The 22,291-nt window shown below is 52.8% G+C and carries 15 protein-coding genes; 1 reads left to right on the top strand and 14 read right to left on the bottom strand.

What is annotated here, in order from left to right; all coding sequences use genetic code 11:
* Positions 1–312: 312 nt before the first annotated feature.
* The 3 genes from Q31b_RS07890 to dxr are packed head-to-tail and all read right to left on the bottom strand — an operon-like array spanning position 313 to position 4,617.
* A complete protein-coding gene (locus tag Q31b_RS07890) occupies positions 313–1,194 on the bottom strand; it encodes a deoxyribonuclease IV (protein ID WP_146599128.1) in 882 nt (293 codons plus the stop codon).
* Positions 1,195–1,198: 4 nt separating this feature from the next.
* Positions 1,199–3,361: a site-2 protease family protein gene (locus Q31b_RS07895; protein ID WP_146599129.1), complete on the bottom strand. Its 2,163-nt coding sequence runs from the start codon at positions 3,359–3,361 to the stop codon at positions 1,199–1,201.
* Positions 3,362–3,387: 26 nt separating this feature from the next.
* Positions 3,388–4,617 (bottom strand): 1-deoxy-D-xylulose-5-phosphate reductoisomerase, encoded by a 1,230-nt coding sequence (dxr, locus tag Q31b_RS07900; protein ID WP_231617389.1) that lies wholly within the window; start codon positions 4,615–4,617, stop codon positions 3,388–3,390.
* 321 nt (positions 4,618–4,938) lie between these two features.
* Between dxr and ftsH the strand changes: the two genes are divergently transcribed.
* On the top strand, positions 4,939–7,035 hold the full coding sequence (gene ftsH, locus Q31b_RS07905; protein WP_146599130.1) for an ATP-dependent zinc metalloprotease FtsH: 2,097 nt from the start codon (positions 4,939–4,941) through the stop codon (positions 7,033–7,035).
* A 223-nt stretch (positions 7,036–7,258) separates the two neighbouring features.
* Here the strand turns inward: ftsH and Q31b_RS07910 are convergent, their stop codons facing one another.
* The 11 genes from Q31b_RS07910 to Q31b_RS28015 form a co-directional block, all read right to left on the bottom strand.
* Positions 7,259–8,725: a dicarboxylate/amino acid:cation symporter gene (locus Q31b_RS07910; RefSeq protein ID WP_146599131.1), complete on the bottom strand. Its 1,467-nt coding sequence runs from the start codon at positions 8,723–8,725 to the stop codon at positions 7,259–7,261.
* Between the two features lie 6 nt (positions 8,726–8,731).
* The gene (gene acpS, locus Q31b_RS07915) at positions 8,732–9,118 is read right to left on the bottom strand and encodes a holo-ACP synthase (protein WP_146599132.1); all 387 of its coding nucleotides are present in this window, start codon (positions 9,116–9,118) and stop codon (positions 8,732–8,734) included.
* Between the two features lie 3 nt (positions 9,119–9,121).
* Complete coding sequence (gene trpS, locus Q31b_RS07920; protein WP_146599133.1) at positions 9,122–10,084, bottom strand: tryptophan--tRNA ligase; 963 nt, start codon at positions 10,082–10,084, stop codon at positions 9,122–9,124.
* 137 nt (positions 10,085–10,221) lie between these two features.
* Positions 10,222–11,154 (bottom strand): hypothetical protein, encoded by a 933-nt coding sequence (locus tag Q31b_RS07925; RefSeq protein ID WP_231617390.1) that lies wholly within the window; start codon positions 11,152–11,154, stop codon positions 10,222–10,224.
* Positions 11,155–11,432: 278 nt separating this feature from the next.
* Entirely contained in the window at positions 11,433–12,452 is a 1,020-nt protein-coding gene (fliG, locus tag Q31b_RS07930; protein WP_146599134.1) for a flagellar motor switch protein FliG, read from the bottom strand.
* 130 nt (positions 12,453–12,582) lie between these two features.
* Positions 12,583–16,458 carry a hydantoinase B/oxoprolinase family protein gene (locus Q31b_RS07935; RefSeq protein ID WP_231617391.1) on the bottom strand — a complete coding sequence of 1,292 codons (3,876 nt, stop codon included), beginning with the start codon at positions 16,456–16,458 and terminating at the stop codon, positions 12,583–12,585.
* Positions 16,459–16,543: 85 nt separating this feature from the next.
* The gene (gene pepF / locus Q31b_RS07940) at positions 16,544–18,343 is read right to left on the bottom strand and encodes an oligoendopeptidase F (RefSeq protein ID WP_146599135.1); all 1,800 of its coding nucleotides are present in this window, start codon (positions 18,341–18,343) and stop codon (positions 16,544–16,546) included.
* Positions 18,344–18,618: 275 nt separating this feature from the next.
* On the bottom strand, positions 18,619–18,924 hold the full coding sequence (locus tag Q31b_RS07945; protein WP_146599136.1) for a hypothetical protein: 306 nt from the start codon (positions 18,922–18,924) through the stop codon (positions 18,619–18,621).
* Positions 18,925–19,397: 473 nt separating this feature from the next.
* On the bottom strand, positions 19,398–20,390 hold the full coding sequence (locus tag Q31b_RS07950) for an NAD-dependent epimerase/dehydratase family protein (RefSeq protein WP_146599137.1): 993 nt from the start codon (positions 20,388–20,390) through the stop codon (positions 19,398–19,400).
* Positions 20,391–21,272, bottom strand: a complete 882-nt coding sequence (locus tag Q31b_RS07955) for a hypothetical protein (RefSeq protein WP_146599138.1) — start codon at positions 21,270–21,272, stop codon at positions 20,391–20,393.
* 659 nt (positions 21,273–21,931) lie between these two features.
* Entirely contained in the window at positions 21,932–22,123 is a 192-nt protein-coding gene (locus Q31b_RS28015; RefSeq protein ID WP_197171139.1) for a hypothetical protein, read from the bottom strand.
* Positions 22,124–22,291: the final 168 nt, after the last annotated feature.

Here is a 22,291-nt window from a genome sequence, read left to right on the forward strand (position 1 = left end):
AGAGCTATCCGACACCATTCTAACCTGCACAAAGACGGATGATGTCCCCTTGGCCGACTTGCCCAATATTCTACCCGATAGACACGTTAGAAGGGGATGGGAAACGAGCGAATTCCTGACTCAAATCCTCTGATTCGTTCGTTTCCGTTGCACGAGGGATAGCAAGCAAAATTTGCGGAGCGAAAAGATCGATGGGGCAAACGCTCGAACCGAAGCCCCTCCAACCGACCGTAGAGCGAAATGCACTCCACTGCCAGCCCCTAACGGGAAAGAAAGCAATCGAAAGGTTCCCGTCCGCTGCTTTCCAGGGCGTCAAATCGATGCGACTAGCTCACGAAGCGTCCTCAGGTTAATCGCATCCCAATCTTCGCCACTTGCCTCATCGACCCCTTTTTCCGTTTCTAAGTAACCAGGGATGGATCTCAGCAACGGATCAGAAAAAACATTGCGAAAGCCCTCAAGACCAATTTCGCCGCGACCGATATGCTCGTGACGATCGACCCGGCTAGCCAGAGGTTTCTTTGAGTCGTTCAAGTGCAATGCGTGGATCGAGTTTTTTGGCAAACCATCGCGAAGCCGTTTGTGAAATTCCGCATAACCCGCTGCAGTGTTAATTTCGTAACCAGCGGCGAAAGCGTGACAGGTATCCAAGCACACGCCCAAACGATCACGATTGCCAATCCCCACCAGCATGGCTTCAAGCTGCTCGATCGAATGTCCCAGACAAGAACCTTGACCCGCGGTGTTTTCTAAAAGCAACCGGCAAGTCCCCGGCTCGACGCGTCCGAATGCCTCGTTCACCGCGTCGATGATTCTGGCAATGCCTTCCTGTTCGCTGCTCGTCGTGAACGCGCCCGGATGCACCACCAAACCTTCGATTGACAAATCGTTGCACCGAATCCATTCGACAACCAGCGCATCAATTGACTTTTGATACAAATCTTGTTTCGGTGAAGCCAAGTTGATTAAGTACGAAGCATGAGCGATTGGATGCGAGAGGGATGACCCCGCCATCGCCTTGTTCCAATCGGCAATGTCGTCTTGGGATAGCGGTTTGGCATCCCAGCGATTGTTGTTCTTGGTAAACACTTGGATGCAGTCACATCCCAGAGCACTGGCTCGTTCGACACCTTTGCTCAACCCACCAGCGACGGAGACATGTGACCCAAATAGAAAACTCGTTTTCGGCATCATTGGCTCACAATCGCCGTAGGATGTCGTTGGTAAACACAACCACCATCAATAGCAGGATCGTCAACACACCAGCCATTGTGAGTCGCATTTCCAACTGTTCATCCAATTTCTTCCCACGGATTGCCTCGGCAGCGAGGAAAACCATGTGTCCACCGTCGAGTGCTGGTATCGGCAAGAAGTTCAAGATTGCCAAGTTCATACTGAGCATGGTCAGGAACAGCAATTGAGGCGAGATTCCCCGTTCGGCTTCGTTCTTGGCGATGTTAACGATCTCTAGTGGACCGCCGACATGACGCATCTTCACGCGTCCTTGAGGGATCATGCGCAGAAAACGAAAAACGTCACTCAGCCGGCGTCCGGCTTCTCGGACACCGAGCGACAAGGCAGCGGGTATCGAATCGGCCTGCTGAATCGACTCGCTTGCCGTCAACGCCAAACCACGCTCGCTCCAAACCCGATCATCACGCTGGACCGTCATGGTCGCTTCGATCGTGTGTCCATTGGAAGGACGAATCGCAAGAACTTGCACCGGAGTTCCCTCGGGCAAGATTTGAATCGTTTCCATCAAAGTGCCGAGGGGCAATGAGCCATCGACGGTCCATCCTTCGCGAAGTTTTTCGAGCAGCGGGTCGTATCGCTCATCCTTTAATTCAGGCGGAAGCTCCGCGTCCGATGCCACCAACCGAATCTCATGTATCTCGTCGTCGACTTGAAGCTCTTGATCCGAAGGGGCTTGGTCACCCCGAATCAAATCGGGTAGCACACGCACAATATCGGTTGTCGGTTGATAGGCGAAGCCGAAGCGATTGATCGCGATGTCGCCTCCGATACCAGAGGTGGTTGATAGCGTTTGAAGAGTGGTTTCGGGATTGAGTTCGATATCAAGTTCCTTCGCCTCGGCTGCTTCTCCACGACGCACGGTGAAGGTTACCGCTTCGCTCGATGACGATAATTCCAGCGGCAACCGATAGGCGTCAAGTTGGGTATCGCCGTCTATTGCGATAATTTGGTCACCGATTTCCATACCCGCCTTCGCCGCAGCACCGTCGTCAGTGAGGCTGGTGATCGGGCTGAGGCCGAAACGGAAACCGATCGTCTTGGCACGTTGGGGTGGCAGTTGGACCGTCCGCTTTGACCCATCCGCTCGCTCGATCGTCAGCTCGATCGTTTTTTCAGGATGTGAATACAGGTAGTCGAAGAAGGGAGTCGATGGAACGATCAAATCCGAATTCACGGCGATGCCGTCATAAGCTACGATGCGTGCTCCCGCATCTTCATTCGTCAGAACTTCATCGGCGGCACTGCCAGGAACGGCCGCGGATTCTTTGTTGAAAATCAATGATGTCGGACTGGTAATTCCGATCATCCGCAAATCGTTGTTTTCGGGATGCGGTTCGGTTCGGAGCTTGTAGTGGCGAACCCCATCATCGTACTGAATCGCCAATTCGATCGGTTTTTCGGGATTGTCGAGCCCTTCGGTCAAAATCGCCATTCGCATTTCACGGAAGTGCATTTGATCGTCGGTTAAATTGCCCACCGAAATGACTCGGCCGCCCGGTTCGATCCCCGCCCGCCAGGCAGGTCCACCCGGCGTGACGCCACCGATAATCGCGGGGTTGTAGGAAACGCCGTACCCGAAAGCGAGTGCAGCAAAAAGAGCCCCCGTAATCAAGTTCATCACGACACCGGCACTGATGATAATCATCCGCTGCCAAACCGGCTTGGCCGGGAAACTTCGCGGATCAAGCTCGATCGGTCCCTCTTCATCTCCGTCGCCGTTCGACGTTTGAATTCGTTTCGCTTCTTCTTCAAATTTTCGTGGATCGTCGTCCTGCCCAAGCATTTTGACGTAGCCGCCAAGCGGCAAAATTCCGATCCCATATTCCGTTTCACCATAAGTAAACTTGCCCAGCGTTCTTGGCAAGCGAATCGGTCCAAGCTTGATCGGAACGTCAAAGCCGACATAAAACTTTTCGCATTTGACCCCGAACGTCTTGGCCGCAAGAAAATGGCCTAGCTCGTGAACAAAAATAACCAAGCCAATTCCCAATGCGACTCGGCCCCAAAGCGATAGCTGCGACAAAAACGCGATCAGGTATCCTGGGTCATCCGTTGCTGCAATCGGCATCACGAAACTGGTGAAATAACTGAAAAAATCAATAAACATAAAGAGTTCTGTATCGGTTTTGTTGGTTACTGCGTCATCTTACGAACTTCGCCGCGAGCCCAAGTATCAAGCTTGAGCAGGGTGTCGAGCGATGGATTCGCATCAAAAGTGTGGTTATCCAAACAGGTGCGACAAGCCGCCACGACGTCAGTAAAGCGGATTTTGTCTTCCAAGAATAGACCGACTGCTGCTTCGTTTGCAGCATTTAGCACCGCGCCAGTCGTTCCACCTGCCCTGGCGACCTCAAAACCGAGGTCTAAAGCAGGAAAACGATCTCGGTCGACCGGTTCGAGCGTTAAATCCCAACGTTGCGATCGATCCAGTGTCGGTACTTCGCAGGGCAGTCGTCGGGGATACGTCAAAGCATACTGGATAGGTAGACGCATGTCCGGTGGGCTCAATTGGGCGATCACCGATCCGTCGTCAAACTCGATCATGGAATGGATGATCGATTGTGGATGCACGACGACCTCGATTGCCTCGGCAGGTAAATCGAACAACCAGCGAGCCTCAATCACTTCAAGTGCCTTGTTCATCATTGACGCTGAATCGATCGTAATCTTCGGCCCCATGTCCCAGGTTGGATGGTTCAATGCAGACTTTAAGGTTGCATTTTCCATCTGCTCGACCGTCCAACGACGAAACGGTCCCCCGCTAGCAGTCAAAACCAGCTTTTTCGGCTTGCAACACTTTTCGCCCAAACACTGGAAAATGGCCGAATGCTCGCTGTCGATGGGAGTGACTTCACCGCCGCTGCGTTGGACCATCCTCTGGACAAGCGAGCCAGCAACGACCATCGTTTCTTTGTTGGCAAGGGCGACACGTTTGCCAGCCTCCACTGCTGCCAGCGTACTCTCGAGTCCCGCTCGACCGACGATTGCGGCAACCACCACGTCGACCATCGGGTCGCTGGCAATTCGGACAAGAGCTTCCGGGCCGAGACTGACCTGACTCTGACCCGACGATCGCCCGAGCGGGTGACGGGTCGAAAAATGGGGTGCTAATTCCGGATCGGACAAGATAACATGCTCGGGAGGATGCTCCAGCGCATCGAGACTCTCGCCGAGTAATTTCATATTTCCATGCCCTGAGGCAGCAAATAATCGCCACCGCGACTCGGGATCAACCTTGTCTAAATGCCTCAGAACCCCCAAAGCCGCTGTCCCGATACTGCCGGTTGCCCCCAGAACGGCGACTCGTGTCGTCGCCATTTCGCGGTTGCGTTGCTCATTGATCGCGGTTTCGGTTGGCAACATGACGACGGAGAGAACCAAAAAGGGAAAAGAGATGTAATGAACGATACGTTAGGTTCGAAAGAACGGTTCCCCTAAATTAGACTTGTCCCGCCGCGATGGCAACCAAAGTGTTGACAAACGGACTTGCGGTAGTGGATCTTGTTAAAGATCCCGATTGGTTAACGATCCCCGCTTGTGGAAGATCCCCGCTTGTGGAAGATCCCCGCTTGTGAAAGATCCCTGTACGTGAGGATCCTCAACAAGATCCACGGCGGCGGGCAACATTGTTTTCCTGCATTTGAAATCTGCTAAAGCGAAACTCACAGAGCGAATTAGAATTATATGAGTGATGAGAAACGAAAGAAAAACCATTCGAATGATCCTCGCAGCGGGGGGAACGTCTGGTTGGTTCTGGCAGTGGTGGTCACGGTGGTGCTGGCCAGCGCGTTTCTGTTTGGTGATACCGAACGGCGTTTACGCTATCCCGATTTGTTAGCCCTACTCGAAAAAGAGGCGGAGTATCACGACCAGACGCATGATTTAGTTGTCTCGTCTGATATATCGAGTGAAGATCCCGAGGCGCCCGTTCGCTCTCTAACCGTACCGTCAATCACCGACCCAAAGATTTGGGTCGAATACAGTGAACCGAAGCAAATCAAGGTTGCCGAGGATACGATCACCGGTACCGTCATGTATCGGGAATTGGGCACCCAGGGCAGTACGTCGAGCGAACCCGCGAAGCGACTTGCATTCAAGACGATTCGTACGATTCGAAACGAGGCCGAGGATCGCCAACTGACCGAGCTACTCGCCGCGTCAAACGTCGTTTGGGACAATGATCGGCCTAGTCGTTTCTTCCAAGATCATTGGCCCGAATTGCTGATGATCGGAGTTTTAGTGATGTTAGGAATCATGATGCTGCGGCGGATCAGCGGTGTCGGTTCGCCGATGTCGTTTTCACGAAGCCGGGGAAAATTGTACGGACAAGACGATTTGCCGATCTCGTTTGACGATGTCGCAGGAATTGAGGAAGCGATTGACGAAGTTCGTGAGGTCGTCGACTTTTTGAAGAATAGCGAAAAGTATCAAGCACTCGGTGGCCGCATCCCCAAGGGTGTCCTGCTCGTCGGCCCGCCGGGAACAGGAAAAACACTTTTGGCCAAAGCAATCGCCGGGGAAGCGGGCGTGCCCTTTTTCAGTCTTTCAGGAAGCGACTTTGTCGAGATGTTTGTCGGCGTCGGCGCCGCTCGCGTTCGCGACATGTTCCAACAAGCGACCAGTCGTGCACCGTGCATCATTTTCATCGACGAGTTAGACGCACTCGGCAAGAGCCGCAGCGGCAGTGTCGTCGGTGGCCACGACGAACGCGAACAAACGCTCAATGCCCTGCTCGTCGAAATGGACGGGTTTGATTCCAATTCCGGAGTTATCATCGTCGCCGCAACCAACCGCCCAGAAACACTCGACCCGGCACTGCTGCGTCCCGGTCGTTTCGATCGTCACGTACTCGTCGATCGTCCGGATGTGGGTGGCCGTGAAGAAATCTTGAAGGTGCACGTAAAAAGTGTACGCTTGGATGAAAACGTCACCCTTCGCGAGATCGCCTCGATTACACCTGGATTCGTCGGCGCTGACTTGGCAAACTTGGTTAATGAAGCGGCGTTATTGGCCGCCCGCGCCGAAAAACAAACCGTGGGATTGCAAGAGTTTAATGAAGCGGTCGAACGAGTGACCGCAGGACTCGAGAAAAAGAACCGCGTGATGAACGAGGACGAAAAAATCCGCGTTGCCTACCACGAAGCAGGCCACGCGATTGTCGCTGCCGCCCTTCCCAACACCGACCCCGTTCATAAAGTCAGTATCATACCACGCGGTTTGGCAGCTCTCGGTTACACGATGCAGCGTCCGGAATCAGATCGATACTTGATGACCAAGTCAGAACTCGAAAGCAATATGAAGGTGTTGCTCGCGGGAACCCTAACCGAAGAGATGATTTTCCAAGACATCAGCACCGGCGCTCAGAACGATTTGGAACGATGTACCGAAATCGCTCGCAGTATGGTGATGGACTACGGCATGAGCCGGATGGGTCGGATCAATTTCCGGCGTAGTTCTCGGTCACCTTTCTTGGCGGGCGGCGGAGGCGATGGTTTGCAGATGAATCATAGCGAAGACATGGCGAAGATGATCGACAAAGAGGTAGCCAGAATCATCGAAGACGCTCTGATGCAAACACGCGAAATCCTGGAGCAACGCCGCGAAGTCCTCGAAGCAGTCACCCAACGCCTACTCGATGTGGAAGCAATCGATTCCGAAGAGTTGACCCAGCTCATCAAAGACCACTCGAAAGGCCCATGGCTCGTACCAGGCACCGTTACGGAAAAACCGAAAGCAGTCCTGCCTCCCGTCGAACCGGATGCTGCAAAAATCGGAGATTAGCTGTCGTGCTTTGTCACCACTCGATTTCCGGCTTGGCAAACGAGTGGCTGGGGGATCTTGCCCCAGCAAGCCACTGCCACAGCGGGTAGGCGTTTGCCGACGCAGCGAAGAGATCATGGCGGTTTGATACTCCAGCTAAGTCAACAACCGTCCCACCTCTACCAAACGGAGTTTGGGGGAGGGTGCAGAAACCCGGACGAAACTCATGATTCCGAGCGATTCGTTATGCCGCGGCGTCTTTGACTTCGAGAGACTCGACGACGGCACAGCCACACGAATCGCTCCATACGTTGACGGCTGTTCGAGCCATGTCGAGGACTCGGTCAACCGCCAAAATCACGCCTTGCATTTCAATCGGCAAACCGACCGCGTGCAAAATGATCGCCATCATCACCAAGCCCGCGTGCGGAATCCCAGCAGCTCCCACACTGGCCAACAACGCCGTCGTTGCCACCACAATTTGTTGGCTGGCGGGCAAGTTCATTCCAAAATGTAGTTGAGCAATAAACAACACGGCAACGGCTTCATACAACGCCGTACCGTCCATGTTGATCGTCGCACCGAGCGGCAAGACGAACGACCCCGTCCGGTTGCTGATCCCTGCTCGTTCTTCAACGTTTGACATCGTGAGAGGCAAGGTTCCGTTGCTGCTGGCACTACTAAACGCGGTCAATAGCGCTGGCGACATCGCTTTGGCATATTCATACGGACTTCGCTTGGCAACGAATTTCAAAATCAACGGCAGCGTGATCAAGGCATGAAAGCCGAGCGCCAACGAAACGGCGACCACATACCAAGCCAAAGCAAAAAAAACGTTCATTCCCTGTGTCGCCGTGACGGCTGCGATCAAAAAGAAGACGCCAAGCGGAGCCAAACGGATGATCGCCATGGTCATCGCCATCATCACTTCGAAACCGGCGGTCGCGATGTTCCCGACTCGCTCAAGAGTCGCCCCCCCCACCGAAATCGTGAACAACGCGAATGCCACCGTAAAGGCGATGATCGATAAGTAATTCGGTGCGACGAACGCGTGCAGTGGATTCTTGGGAATCATCGCTTCGAGTTGATCGAACAAAACGTCCACCAAAGAGGCTGCTTCGGCAGGCTCGGTCACCGCTTGCTTTACCTCCGCACCGCGAAGCCCAGGACGAACCAAATTGACCGCAAATAGACCTGTCGAGATCGCCAGCAAACTCGTGCATAGATAGTACAAAATCGTACGGCGAAACATCCGTCCAATGCCCGCCGAGGAACCGAGCCCTAGGATACCCGTCGTTAAAGAGGTGACGATCAGGGGCACGGCCACCATCTGCAACATCCTTAGAAACAGACCACCAATCTTCGAAAACCACGCCCCCACCTGCTTTGCGAAGCTGCGGCCATGGTGATGATAGACCGAAACCGCGATCGGGTCCGTTTTCTCCAGCATTTCGATCGATGCAAACACGTCGGGGTTCTTTGAAACCGGGTCGATGATCCGCTCCGTCGTTTTGCCTTCCTTATCGGTGTAGCGTATTGTGGTCGAAGAACTCGAATCGTTCACTTCTGCCGAAACGATTGTTTTTGGCAATCCATCGGCAGCGGTAATCTTGACCGAACGTTGAGAGCACGTCAGGTTGAGAGTAACACCGAGTAACGATCCGGCGATCATGCCGATGAAGATTTGCCAGTGCAGTGCGAGACGAAACATAGGCAATCAATCCAATTCATCGGTTGCGATCACGTAAGCGGTCGCGTGAGTACGACAAACGCCAAGTGATACGTGTAGTTTAGTGATTAGATGCGTTTCGGCCCAAAGTTGAGCCGCACCAGACAAGACAATTTGTGCTCCATGGCCGCTGTGAACCGTGACGGAAATGTCGGTCCAACGCACGCCTTGGTGGCGACACCGCATCGACTTCATCACCGCTTCCTTCGCTGCCCACCGCGTCGCAAAATGCTGGGTTGAATCAACGGTTTGGATACAGTATTCGACTTCATCGGCCGTATAGACCCGTTCCAAAAATTGCTCACCATGCCGTTCGATCATCTTCGCAATGCGAACGCATTCGACGATTTCCGTTCCGATTCCCAGAATGGTCATAGGTTAACGTATTCCACAAGCCCTTTGGGCACGACTGAGCACTTCGGCGGCAACTTTTCGGGCCTTCTCCGCTCCGTCACGAAGCGTTTGGTGAACAAAATCGAGGTTGGCAACCAATTCGTCGCGTCGAGCGCGGGCGTCTTCAAAGTACGCCTCACTCGCTTCGGCGACCGCCTTCTTTACTTCGCCGTAACCAAATCCGCCGCGGCGATACATTGCAGCCATCGACTCAATTTCACTCTCCGATGCAAACAATCGATATAGTTGAAACAAGTGGTCGTCCGCGGGTTCTTTCGAGTCTTCCATCGGGCGGCTATCGGTCGTAATCCGCATGATTTGTTTGCGAATTTGTTTGACGTTCCCGAACAATGGCAAGGTATTATCATAACTCTTGCTCATCTTTTGACCGTCCGTTCCTGGAACCTTGGAAGAATGATCGAGCGTTTTCGCATCGGGTAAGACAAACGTTTCACCATACGTATGATTGAAGCTACCGGCAATATCGCGGCAAACCTCGATATGCTGAACTTGATCTTGGCCAACCGGAACGATCTTGGAATCGTAAGCCAAAATATCAGCGGCCATCAAAACGGGGTAGGTAAACAATCCGGCATCCGCTGTCATGCCTTTCGCCTTTTTTTCCTTGTAGGCGTGGCAGCGTTCGAGAAGTCCCATCGGCGTGCCCGTCATCAGCAACCAAGTCAATTCGCATACCTCGGGGACATGCGACTGAAGAAACAGAGTCGCTTTGTCGGGATCCAAACCCAGGGCCAACAAATCGAGTGCGGCGTCAATCGTGTATTGACGCAGGGATTCGGGATCGCGAACGGTCGTCAACGCGTGCAGATCGGCGATAAAGTAGAACCCATCGTTTTCCTGTTGCAGATCGATGTATTGGCGAATCGCTCCAAAAAAGTTGCCCCAGTGAGGCCGCCCAGTTGGTTGGATACCAGAAAGTACACGCATAGAAGTCATCCCATACTGAAAGAGTGAAAATACCGATGCCGCATTCTTATCAATCACAACGTTAGAGTCCAGGCTTTAACCGATTCAAGCGGCGCGCGGAGCGGCTAAAGACTGGAATCCAACTCCTAAAAGATCGCTTAGTTGCGGGTCAGATCCCAACCGTCCAACCATTCGGTCTTGACGTAGGTCATCTCGAAATTCTTCTCGAGTCGCTTGGCCATGTCGAGCAAATGGCCAGCACCATAAAAGACGGCGACCCTCTTTTTCCCTTGCTCAAGTTCGTCTCGAAGGATGCCAAAAGCTTTCGCGTTACGACCTTGGATCAGCGTATCTTCACCGTTTTCGTCGCTCATGCCAGCGGTCACGGTGTCGATATCAACCATTTGCCGCGCCATCACCTGTTTCATTCGACGAGCACGATCGTCGCTGAACAACGCCAACAACAAACCTGCTTCACCACCGTTAGCCGCATTGGTAGCCATCCCGGCCCCCATCATCCGGGCTCCCATTTTCCAAATACTGTCTCCACGACGATTAAAGTCTTTGGCAAACTCCTCGGGACTCATGTCAGCATGGCGGAAGTTGGTGGCCATATAGTCGATCTTTTCAAGCTGGTACTCCAAGTTCAACATATCTTTCATCCCCGATTGCATCGATGCCAAGATAGATCGACGTTTTTCCAAATCTTCGGGACGAATTCGCGTTCCGTCGGGGGCAACCAACTCGTAAAGCACGGTGTCGTAAGTCGCCAACCGCTTCTTGAGTTCCTGGTAGTATTCAGCTTGGCCAATATGGACCACGCCCACCAAATCGACTTCTTGGCCAGCAAATGGAGAACCAGGCTTTCCGACGTACTGAACAATCGCCGTTTGTAACGCTCGTGATTTGCCTTCTTCCGTTTCATCAACACGAAGATAGGATCGCTCGGTTTTCTCCGGTGTTTGCGACTTCTTGTCCGTTTTTGCCACTTCCGGTGCAACCGCGGCCGGCGGTTGTGCACAGGCGACGTTGACGAACAGAAATTCGCCAAGGAGGACGAAAAAGAGGTAACCAGTGGTATGTCGCTTCATCAGAAAACTCATCAAGTGAGGTTAGGGGGTTCTGTCTGCTCTTATGATAAGGGTATCCTCCCTAACCGGCAACGTTGCTGAATCAATGACATTCATTCGATGCCCCCCCTCAGCCTTACCCGTTCCACGCTGCGTTTTGGAACACCGGTTTTGGAGCACCGGTTTTGGAGCACCGGTTTTGGAGTACCGGTTTTGGAGTACCATCGAAGAAGACTGTAGCGGGAATCATATGGTTCGGAGCTTTCGGCGAGTTTCTCTACACTCATCGCTTGTGAACATCAGTTGATGTACTCGTCTTCCTCATCACCTGTGGGGCGAGAGATTTCGCCGGTGTCTTCGAGATGGCGAACGATATCGACCACCTTTTGTTGGACCGATTCAACTTCACTCAATCGAACGCTACCAAGATACTCCATTTCCTCGCGAAGATTGTCAGCCGCTCGCGTGCTCATGTTTTTCATGATCTTGTCTTGCAGCGTTTGACTCGCCCCTTTCAACCCCATCGCCCATTGTGCGGTTTCGACATTTTTGAGTAGCGATTGGATATCGCGGTCAGCCAGTTTCGAGATATCTTCAAAGACGAACATCAAACGCCGAATGTCGTCGGAAAGTTCAGGGTCGTCATCGGAGAGCGCTTCCATAATTGTCCGCTCGACCGATCGTTCAACAACGTTCAAAATCTCCGCGACGCTCTCGACACCGCCGGTGTTGCTATGTTGTTGGTTGACCATGCTACTGAGGCGCATTTCGAGACCGAATTCCAATTCGGCAACGGCATCGGGGCTACACCGTCCCATCGAGGCAATTCGGCGGATGACCTCAAGTTGCTTTTCGGCTGACAAGCCGCTCATCACTTCGGAGGCATAGTTTGCGGGAACATGACTTAACAGAAGTGCGATCGTTTGCGGATGCTCTTCACCAATGAACTGTAATAGCGTTTGCGAATCGACTTTTTTGATAAAACCAAACGGAGTGGATTCGATCGTTTGTTGCAGATTGCCAATGACTTCGGTCGCATCGCGTCCGAGAGCTTCGCGGATCAGTTCTTTTGCCCGCTCCAACCCGCCAGGGCTGGCGTAGATCGAACTCGCCTTACTGGTCAAAAACTCAGCAATCACGACTTCTTGCTCGCTGCCACCTACCGACTCAGTCTGTGCGATCATAATGCTAACCGCCTCAATCGCTCGTGGCGGCAATTGGGCAAGCACCCGAGCGGCCGTTTTCGTCGGCATCGACATCAACAACACAGCGGCCTTTTTAAGGCCTGGTTCCTTGAACATGGTGCTAGCGGTTGACATCAGCAGGACTCGAGGAAAAAAGGCGATAAGGCGAAAACGTAGTCGGTTATCATCTATCCATCGTCGTTCCAAACCGCAAATCTGACCCACTCCCCTCGCGGTCACAATTGTGAGGGTTATTTGTCATTTGTCATTTGTTATTCTCCTGACTCCCTGACTCCTGCCCCCACCCTCCTCCGCCTGGGGTTTCGATCAAGAGAATGTCACCGGTCTCGACCATTGTCGTGACTGCATAAGGTAGGTCGATTCGTTTCCCCTTCTTGAATAGCGAGTTTCTACCTATTTTACCGGCATTGCCACCGTCGATTCCGTAGGGGGGGCGGGTTCTTCGGCCGGTAATTAACGATAGCGTCAACGTCTTTCGAAACTCAATTTCCCGAATCATGCCGTCTCCTCCACGCCGTCGTCCATCCCCTCCACTCCCCCGTCGAATTTCGAACCTCATTAGCCGGAGCGGTAACCGTGACTCCATCACTTCGGGGTCGGTGATGCGTGTATTGGTCATGTGAGTATGGACAGCATCAGCCCCGTTGTCATCGTTGGTCGCTCCGCTTCCGCCGCCGATCGTTTCGTAAAAACCAAATGTTTCGTCACCGATGAGTAGATTGTTCATCGTTCCCTGGGATGCGGCCGCAGCGTGCAATGCGCCGAGCAACACGTCGACGACTCGTTGACTCGTTTCAACGTTGCCTGCGACAACCGCAGCACATCGATTTGGATCATGATTCGCAGGCGGATTCAACAAACCCGAGGGGATGAGCAGATCGATGTCCCGAAGCACACCATCGCAAAGAGGCAATTGGGAATTGCCTGAGACAGAGCGGATCACGTACAAAACGGCTGCCGTAATGATTGCAGGTGTTGCATTGAAACCGTGCGGATGCACGTCGGCAGTTCCAGCAAAGTCGATAACAAGTTGAGCGTCCTTGCGTTGGATCGAAACAGCGATTTCGGTACCATCGTCAAGCGAATCCGAAAACGTCATCGAATGCTTTGGTAAACCGCGAATCCACTCGGCGACGGTATCCGCTGCAACCTCAAGAATCCGCTGCATGTAGTGATCAACGATTTCGACCGAATAGAGTTCTGTCATTTCTATCAGTCGACGAACTCCCTCCTCGCCCGCTGCTTGCTGAGCCGCGATGTCGGCCAAGTTCTCATCAGCGTTTCGAGACGGATAAGGTCCGCTGATGAGATGCTCCCTTAGCTGTTTTTCACGACAAACACCGTCTCGAACAAAGGCGAAATCGCGGATCACAATTCCCTCCTCTGCTAAGCAAACGGCATCAGGAGGCATCGAACCAGGCGTCCGCCCACCAATTTCAGCATGATGCGCGCGGGTTGCAACGAAGAAATCAGGCCGACCGCTAAGAACGTGCTTGTCACAAAACACAGGCGTCACCGATGTTACGTCGGGCAAATGCGATCCGCCCGCAAATGGATCGTTACTCAAGTAGCAATCGCCTGCGAACATGACCGGATATGTTTTCATCAGATGCCGAACCGTATGCCCCATCGCTCCCAAATGAACGGGCACATGGGGTGCGTTGGCGATCAACGATCCGTCGTGTCGAAAAACGGCACAGCTATAGTCACGCCGGTCTTTGACGTTGACGCTAATACTCGTTCGCCGCAGAACTTCTCCCATCGCATCGGCAATCCCTTGCAAGCGACGGGCGATAATTTCCAGCAGCACTGGGTCGGTCTCCGCCGAAACGCTCTCGGTCGGTAACGCGACCGACGAAACCGATGTCGATGGCGTTCGACGCAACCGGATCGTACCATCGAACAGCACTTCACCGTTCCAGTCTGACTCGACGATCAGCGTCGATTCGCCACTGATAATCATCGCCGGCGCCGTTATCGTATCACCTGGTTTCAATTCACATCGATTGACCACGCCATGATACGTTTCAGAATTCGGCAACGTTGTTTTCGCATCGGGTGAGTCGGGATCGAGCTGCTCTTGCTGCGATCCACTTTGCTCAGCCACGATGGTCGCTTCGCATCGTATCGAAACGCACTGGACCAATCGATCGCTGCGCCGGTAACCAAACGTTTGCTGGTGCTTTTCGTGAAACCGCCTGCCGATCGTTTCAAGTGGGTAAGCGGCTAGCGTTAGGGTCGACTGAGTCCCCACGTAGCGGACATCCACCTCGTAATCGTAATGAACGTCTCCCTCTGCAAATCGCTCGGACTGTAGCTCTTGTAGCGTTTCGATTTTCAATTCGCCACAAAGTTGAGCAAGTACCTGCGGGGTCGATCCATCGATCGTCTGATAAACCCCTCGCGTGTTCACTCGACCGACTTCGGCCAACCCCATACCAAGTGCACTAAGCGTGCTACTATGCGGATGATCGATGATTTCGTTCATTGACAGCGCGTCGGCGACGTGGCACAGGTGTTGTCCAGCAGCACCACCGAATCCTACCAGCGTCATTTGCCGAACATCGTTGCCTTCGGCTGTACTAACCGTTCTAACCGCCTCGGCCATGTGAGTGACCGCGATCTGTAGAAAACCTTCAGCCAAAGCTTCGAGCGAATCAGGCGACAAAGAGTCGGGTAGTTTTGCAGCAATCTGATTGAGTCGTTCGGTCGCCGCTTGGCGATCGAGTGGGAAGGGGAAGTGGTCTTCCGACAAACGATTTAAAATTAGATTAACGTCGGTTACCGTGAGTGGCCCACCGCGGCCGTAACAAGCGGGTCCAGGCGTTGACCCGGCACTTGCGGGTCCAACGGTCAAACGTCCCTCTTGGAAATCACAAATCGATCCTCCACCTGCCGCGACGGTCTTGATATCCATCATCGGCGTCATTACGCGAACCCCCGCAACTCGCGATTCGAACCGTCGCCCGACACGTCCACGATACCGACTAACGTCCGTACTCGTGCCTCCCATATCGAGACCAATCGCAGCGGACACATTGGCTGATTTGGCGACATGAGCAAGAGCGACGACGCCGCCCGCTGGCCCCGACAAAATACTGTCGCGGCCGCGGAACGCAGCCGCGGTCACCAAATTCCCCCCACTGGTCATCATTCTCAAACGGCACTTGTCAGGGCCACCGAATTGTTCTTCCACGCGCTGAACGTACTCTGCCAAAATCGGATTCAAATAGGCATCCAATGTCGTCGTTTCGGCTCGCGACACCATTTGGATAAGCGGTGCGACTTCACTCGAACGACTAATCTGCTCGAATCCAACCTGCTTGGCGATTCGCTCAGCGATCTCTTCATGGACGTCATTCAAGTATCCATGCATAAAACAGATGGCAATCGATTCGACTCCGCCCCTGCGAAGCTCTTTCAGTTCTGATCGCAGATGCTCTTCGTCAAGTGGAATGAGCACGTCACCGCTGGCATCGAGTCGTTCTTTGGCTTCGACAACCTGCTCGGTCAGCGGCGAGAATTTCTTGATGACTAAATCGAATAGCTCGGGACGATCTTGATCACCAATCCTCAGCAGATCGGCAAACCCCGCTGTAACGACCAACGCGGTGCTCGATCCCGTTCGAGTTAGCAACGCATTGGTGCCTCGGGTTGTGCCAAGGCGCACATCAAGCGGTGGCAGTTCGTCGCTTAGTGAGATCCCCATCAATAACCGAACGGCCAAGACAGGCGCTTCGATGTTCGGATCGAGTTCGATGATGCTGTTTGGAGTAACACAAACGTCATTCGGAACCGGCTTGTCCAACTCAAACGCAACGCTGCCAGAATCGAAACGCTTGATCTTTCCCAGAACCATTGATTGACCGTCATGACCAATCGATCGCATTGTACAACCGCCCCAAAAACCTTCGGGCAATTCGCATACAACGGGATCAGGAGAAATGACGATGAATTTCGCATGGACTTGACGGACGACAGGTAAGCGAATCACACCGCTGCTGAGCACTTTCATGCTCCTTCGATTCCCATCTTCAACCACAAAGCAATCGGTAAAGGTTCCACCCACGTCAGCCCAAACTTGGACAAACTGTTTCATTTGCTGGTCCGTATTCTTCATTCATTAGCCATCTTACAATGTCTCTCTGCTCACCGTGCGAAGCGTATTGACAATACGCTTCCCGGCCGGAGAGCAGCGTGACAATCTAGATCAATGAATCCAACTCATCGGTCAATTCACGGAACCGGCTCAAGGTGGTAGCGACTGGCTGCGGTTCGGTCATATCGACTCCAGCATCTCGCAGCAAATCGAGTGGGTCTTTGCTACATCCGCCTGACAAAAATCGCAGGTAGTCGTCGAGCTCCGTTTGCCCGCCCTCGAGAACACGCCGCGACAAAGCAACCGCGGCGCTCAATCCCGTCGCATACTTGTACACATAAAACGCGCGATAGAAGTGAGGGATGCGAAAACACTCGCGTTCCAATTGATCGTCGATCACAAAGCCGTCACCAAAGTAAGCATTCAGCAAATTCCGATAGACATCGCGGAATGCTTTCACCGTTAACGGTTCCCCAGCTTCCGCCATCTCGTGAGTGATCTTCTCAAACTCGGCGAACATCGTTTGCCGGACCACGGTCGCACGAATTCCATCGAGTTCATTGTTAATCAAATACGCACGCTCCTGATCATCCGCTGCGTTTTTGAGTAGATGATCGGTTAGCAATTGCTCATTGAACGTGCTGGCGACCTCGGCAACAAAGATCGTATAGTTGTAGTACTCAAACGGCTGATGACGCGCGGAATGCCAACTGTGCATCGAATGCCCAGCTTCGTGGGTTAACGTAAACACATCGTTAAGCACTTCTTCTTTGAAATTCATCAAGATGTACGGATCGGCATCAAACGTACCACAAGAAAACGCCCCGCTTTGTTTACCTCGGTTCGGGTACCGATCCGACCAACGACCACGAAGCCCGGCCTCTAGAACACCAAGGTATTCATTGCCAAGGGGCGCAAGTGATTCGAGAATAAGATTGACCGCCTGATCCCAAGAGTGTTGCTTTTTGATACCGCTAAGGATAGGAACGTAGGTGTCATAGTGATGAATCTTGTCGATCCCCATCTTGCGTCGTCGAACATCCAAATAATGGTGGACGTTCGGAAGCGAATCACGTACGGCGGTAATCAGGTTGTCGTAGACATCGACCGGAACATTGTCAGGGAACAGAGAAGCTTCGAGACTCGATTGATAGTTTCTTGCCCGTGCATAGTAGACATCGCGTTGAATGCTACCGCTAAGGGTCGCGGCGAGCGTGTTTTCATGCTCGACAAAAGATTGGTAGTATTGGTGAAATGCTTTTCTGCGAACCTCACGGTTGGGGCTAATCAGAAATTGGCTAAAGGTGGCGTGGGTCAATTCAACTTTGCGTCCATCGGCGTCTTCGATTTCACCAAAACGGAGGTCGGCGTCATTGAGTTGTCGAAAAGCATTGCCAGCGGCAGATGCCATCTCGCCTTGCATCGCCAACAATCGCTCTTCATTGTTGGTCAAAGTATGAGGCCGATAGCGAAGCAGACGCTCGAGCTGCAATCGATAAGGCTTCAGCTTTTCATCAGCGATCAACTCCGCCATTCGGGCTTCGTCAATCGCCAACAACTCAGGCCGAAAAAAACTGGCTGCCTGCCCAGCCCGCACGGCCAAGTTTTGAAACTTCATCTTCATCGCCTGGCTTTCGCTATCGCCTTGATCCTCCGTCGTTCGCAGGAAAGCATACGTCCCAACCCGCTCAGCCAAACGATCGAATTCACTGTCAAAGGCTAAGGCCTCGGCTAACACGTCTGCGGATTCGCCAAGCCGTCCGCGAAAGGTTGCGAAGGTTGCGATTCGCTCATCAAGCTTCTCACGCTCCGTTTCCCAAATCTGGTCATTCTCAAACAGACTCGACAAATCCCAACAATCTTCGCTCTTGACTTCATTACGGCTGGGCAAAGTGGCAGTGGTCATCGATTGAAAACTCCGTCGAAAAAGAATGACTGTTGAAAAGAGAATCGGCACGCATTGTAGCGAAGGAATCAAAAAAGAAACGCCCCCAAGTGAGGAGGGCGTTGATGACAAAGTCTAGCCGCTAGAGAAGTGCTAGGTGTGTAGCCGCTAAGCGACTAGGTAAGCCGTGAGAAGTCAGCGAAAGCCTCGAATCCTGGGTCGTAGAAAATCGCCGAAAACTCGGCCACGAAGTGATGCCGGACGAATGTCCTGTTCCGCGACGAGAGCGATTGCCTCTAATTGTTGCTAAACCCGATCGCCATCATCGCATCACGCCCAAGTGGATTCTTTAAGAATTGTTGATGACACTCTGGACATAAATCGTAACGCACAATTTGGGCCGGTAGCGAAAGCGGAAAATCCAAGTCGTCATCCGCAATACCTTCGAGGACTTGATGCAGCTCCGTTAGATGATCAATGTCTTCATCAAAATCAGCAAGAGCGGGATCAGAACTTGCTTGGATTTCAATTCGCACTGTGTAACGAGTTTCGTGGCAAGCATCAATCTCTCGTTTGCAACGATCGCATGTATAGTGAATCATGAACTGAATATCCTGTCCGCAAAAGGAATAATCTTGAAGACGCTTCGGCGCAACTCGTCAAACGAGCTCAAAAAAAAACGAAGCCCGTATGTCTTGCACTCCCTTTATGGTAGTAACGAATCGTAAGTGGTCGCAAGTCAAATTAAGCTTTCTTTCTCACAAAGCGACAACATTTGCATCCGCGTCATTTTATGGCTTGACAAACAGACGTCGATCGTGTTTAGCGATTTTCGCATCTTTCTAAAACGCATACTCCAACACTTCGCCACCCAATCGATTTACCATACGATTGAACGATACGATTGAACGTCGTTGGATCCATCTCCGATTGTGATGGTCATCACGGCTCCGTCACCCAATCGTAGAAGCGATACTTGGTTGCCTTGGAGTTCACTTCGCGTCTTGTGCGTTTCGCCAGGGTGTTAAGCTCTATTCTCGGAGAGCAAAGCGACAAAGGGAAGAAAGCCTGAGCCCTACTTTTGCAGGGACCGGCGTAGGCTTTCGAGCCCTTCATCCATGCTGACCCGGACCCGATAGCCGAGTCGTTCTTTCGCTGCAGAGATATCGAAGTAATGGTCTTTTGCCAATTGAGCAGCAACAAATCGTGTCATCGGCGGTTCGCTGCGGCGGCCCGTCATTCGGTAAACCGTCTCAAGTGCGGCACCGATGCGATAGGCCGCCAGAAAACTGACCTTTTGCCGCGGCGGTTTCACACCACCGATTTCACATATTTTTGCAATCCACTGCCAACAATCGACCGGCTCGTCTTGGGCAATGAAATAGGCTCGTCCGCCAGCCAATGAGGGATCGTTAGAGAGCGCATCGAGCCCGTCCAGATGGGCTGCTGCCGCATTGCTGACATGCACGGTATCGACCTGATTCGACCCGTTACCGACAATCCGCAGTCGGCCCCTGCGGGCTCGATCGATGACTCGAGGGATCAAATGAGGGTCGTCGTCGCCCCAAATCAGATGGGGCCGCAAAGCCAACGTGTGAAGCTTGCCGCATTGGTGAGCTCCGAGCACCGCTTGCTCTGCCAGCGCTTTGGTGTGAGGGTAATGGCATAGCCACTGCTTCGGATAGGGGACGGTTTCGTCAACGCCTTGCTGATGCTCGCCATCGAACGTGACACTCGGACTGCTGGTAAAGACCAGTGTTCGAATACCGTTTTCACGACATGCCGCGATCACATGTTCGGTTGCGGCGGTATTGGTTTGGTAGTAGTGCTGCCATGGTCCCCATACACCGGCGACGGCCGCGGTATGGATCACTGCGTCCACATCACCAATATTCGCCAAGCAGAAACCAGCATCGGTCAAATCGCCGCGGCGATGTGTCATTCCCAAACCTGCAAGCTCAGGATACTCGGATCGCGAAATCCCGATCACTTCGTCGCCGCGTTGGCAAAGCTGGCGTACGATATGGCTACCCAAAAAACCGCCGCATCCAGTTACAAGTACACGCATCTAAAAGGACTCAGGTGTCGATGGCAATTTGGAAATTTTCAACAGCACGACCACTTGTTGTTCGACATTGTCAACCGATTTGCCCGTCATCATTTCCTTGCCAAGCCCAAAACTTGGATAGGATCCTGAGATCAAAAACACGTCACCCTCGGCCGCTTCGAAGTTGATATCGAGATAATCGAGTGACCACGTCTCGCGGCTTGAATCGATCCGAAGTGCCGACTCACTGCTAACCCATTTGTGCTGCGTGTTGCCATGCTGAACCTCCGGCCGGCAACGAACCAGTACCTGCCCCTCCATGACCGACTTGGTTGGCGTGATCGCTAGCAAATACTGCGGATCTTGAAGTGTCTTTCCTATGGTCGTTTGGTTCCTACTTACGAGGGTAACGTGTGAGCCGCTACGAGGTTGACGAAGCGGCAGTTCGTAGCGTTTCCCCAACCGCATTGGAATACGATTGACACCGTGCGAAACCTCGCTGGCAACGTCGGCTTCACTCAAGAACATATCGACAACATCTTGAGGCCCCGACATGTCTGACAACCGCGATTCGAATTGATCTTGGCGAATCACCTTTCCTACTCGAAGCCCGTTAGCGGCGAGTCGTTCTCGTTGAGCTGGTTCGATCACCATTTCATCAACCCATTGCCAAAGTGAGGCAATGCGATCCTCGTCGACAAACTCTGGTTCAATTGGATGAAAAGCCACATCAATGACAATCGACCGGCTGCCTTCGGAGCTGGACGTCAATTGACGATGGCTTGAATGAGGTGTCGAGTTTCCATTCGAGCGATCGATCCACGATGCGCAGCCAGCCATGGCCGATGCCATTGCGAGAACGGAAAGCGACAAGAGAGTTGAGAGGGGTAATGAATTTGGCACGGAATCAATTTTCAGTAGCGGCGTCTCTCCGAGACGCCAAATTTTCCCAAGTACAGATCAGTAGCGGCGTCTCTCCGAGACACCAAATCCAAAGTACACTTCCATAGCGGCATCTCTCCGAGACGCCAAATCCAAAGTGCACATCCGTAGCGGCGTCTCTCCGAGACGCCAAATCCAAAGTACACTTCCGTAGCGGCGTCTCTCCGAGACGCCAAATTCAAAGGGCACTTCCGTAGCGGCGTCTCTCCGAGACGCCAAATTCAAAGTGCACTTCCGAAGCGGCGTCTCTCCGAGACGCCAAATTCAAAGGGCACTTCCGTAGCGGCGTCTCTCCGAGACGCCAAATTCAAAGTACACTTCCGTAGCGGCGTCTCTCCGAGACGCCAAATTCAAAGTGCACTTCCATAGCGGCGTCTCTCCGAGACGCCAAATTCAAAGTGCACTTCCGTAGCGGCGTCTCTCCGAGACGCCAAATTCAAAATACACTTCCGTAGCGGCGTCTCTCCGAGACGCCAAATTCAAAATACACTTCCATAGCGGCGTCTCTCCGAGACGCCAAATCCAAAATACACTTCCATAGCGGCGTCTCTCCGAGACGCCAAATCCAAAGTACACTTCAGTAGCGGCGTCTCTCCGAGACGCCAAATCCAAAGTGCACTTCAGTAGCGGCGTCTCTCCGAGACGCCAAATCCAAAGTACACTTCAGTAGCGGCGTCTCTCCGAGACGCCAAATCCAAAGTACACTTCAGTAGCGGCGTCTCTCCGAGACGCCAAATCCAAAATACACTTCCGTAGCGGCGTCTCTCCGAGACGCCAAATCCATCCAAAATCCTTAGCCGTTTATGGCTCACCCGTTCTCATGAGAGCCATCGGAATCGTATTCTTGCGTGTCTCGTATTCTTGCGAGTCTCGGAGAGACTCGCCTACTGGTTTCTTGCAAGTCTCGGAGAGACTCGCCTACTGGCTTCTTGCAAGTCTCGGAGAGACTCGCCTACTGGCTTCTTGCAAGTCTCGGAGAG

The sequence above is a fragment of the Novipirellula aureliae genome (assembly GCF_007860185.1).
Lineage (GTDB): Bacteria > Planctomycetota > Planctomycetia > Pirellulales > Pirellulaceae > Novipirellula_A > Novipirellula_A aureliae.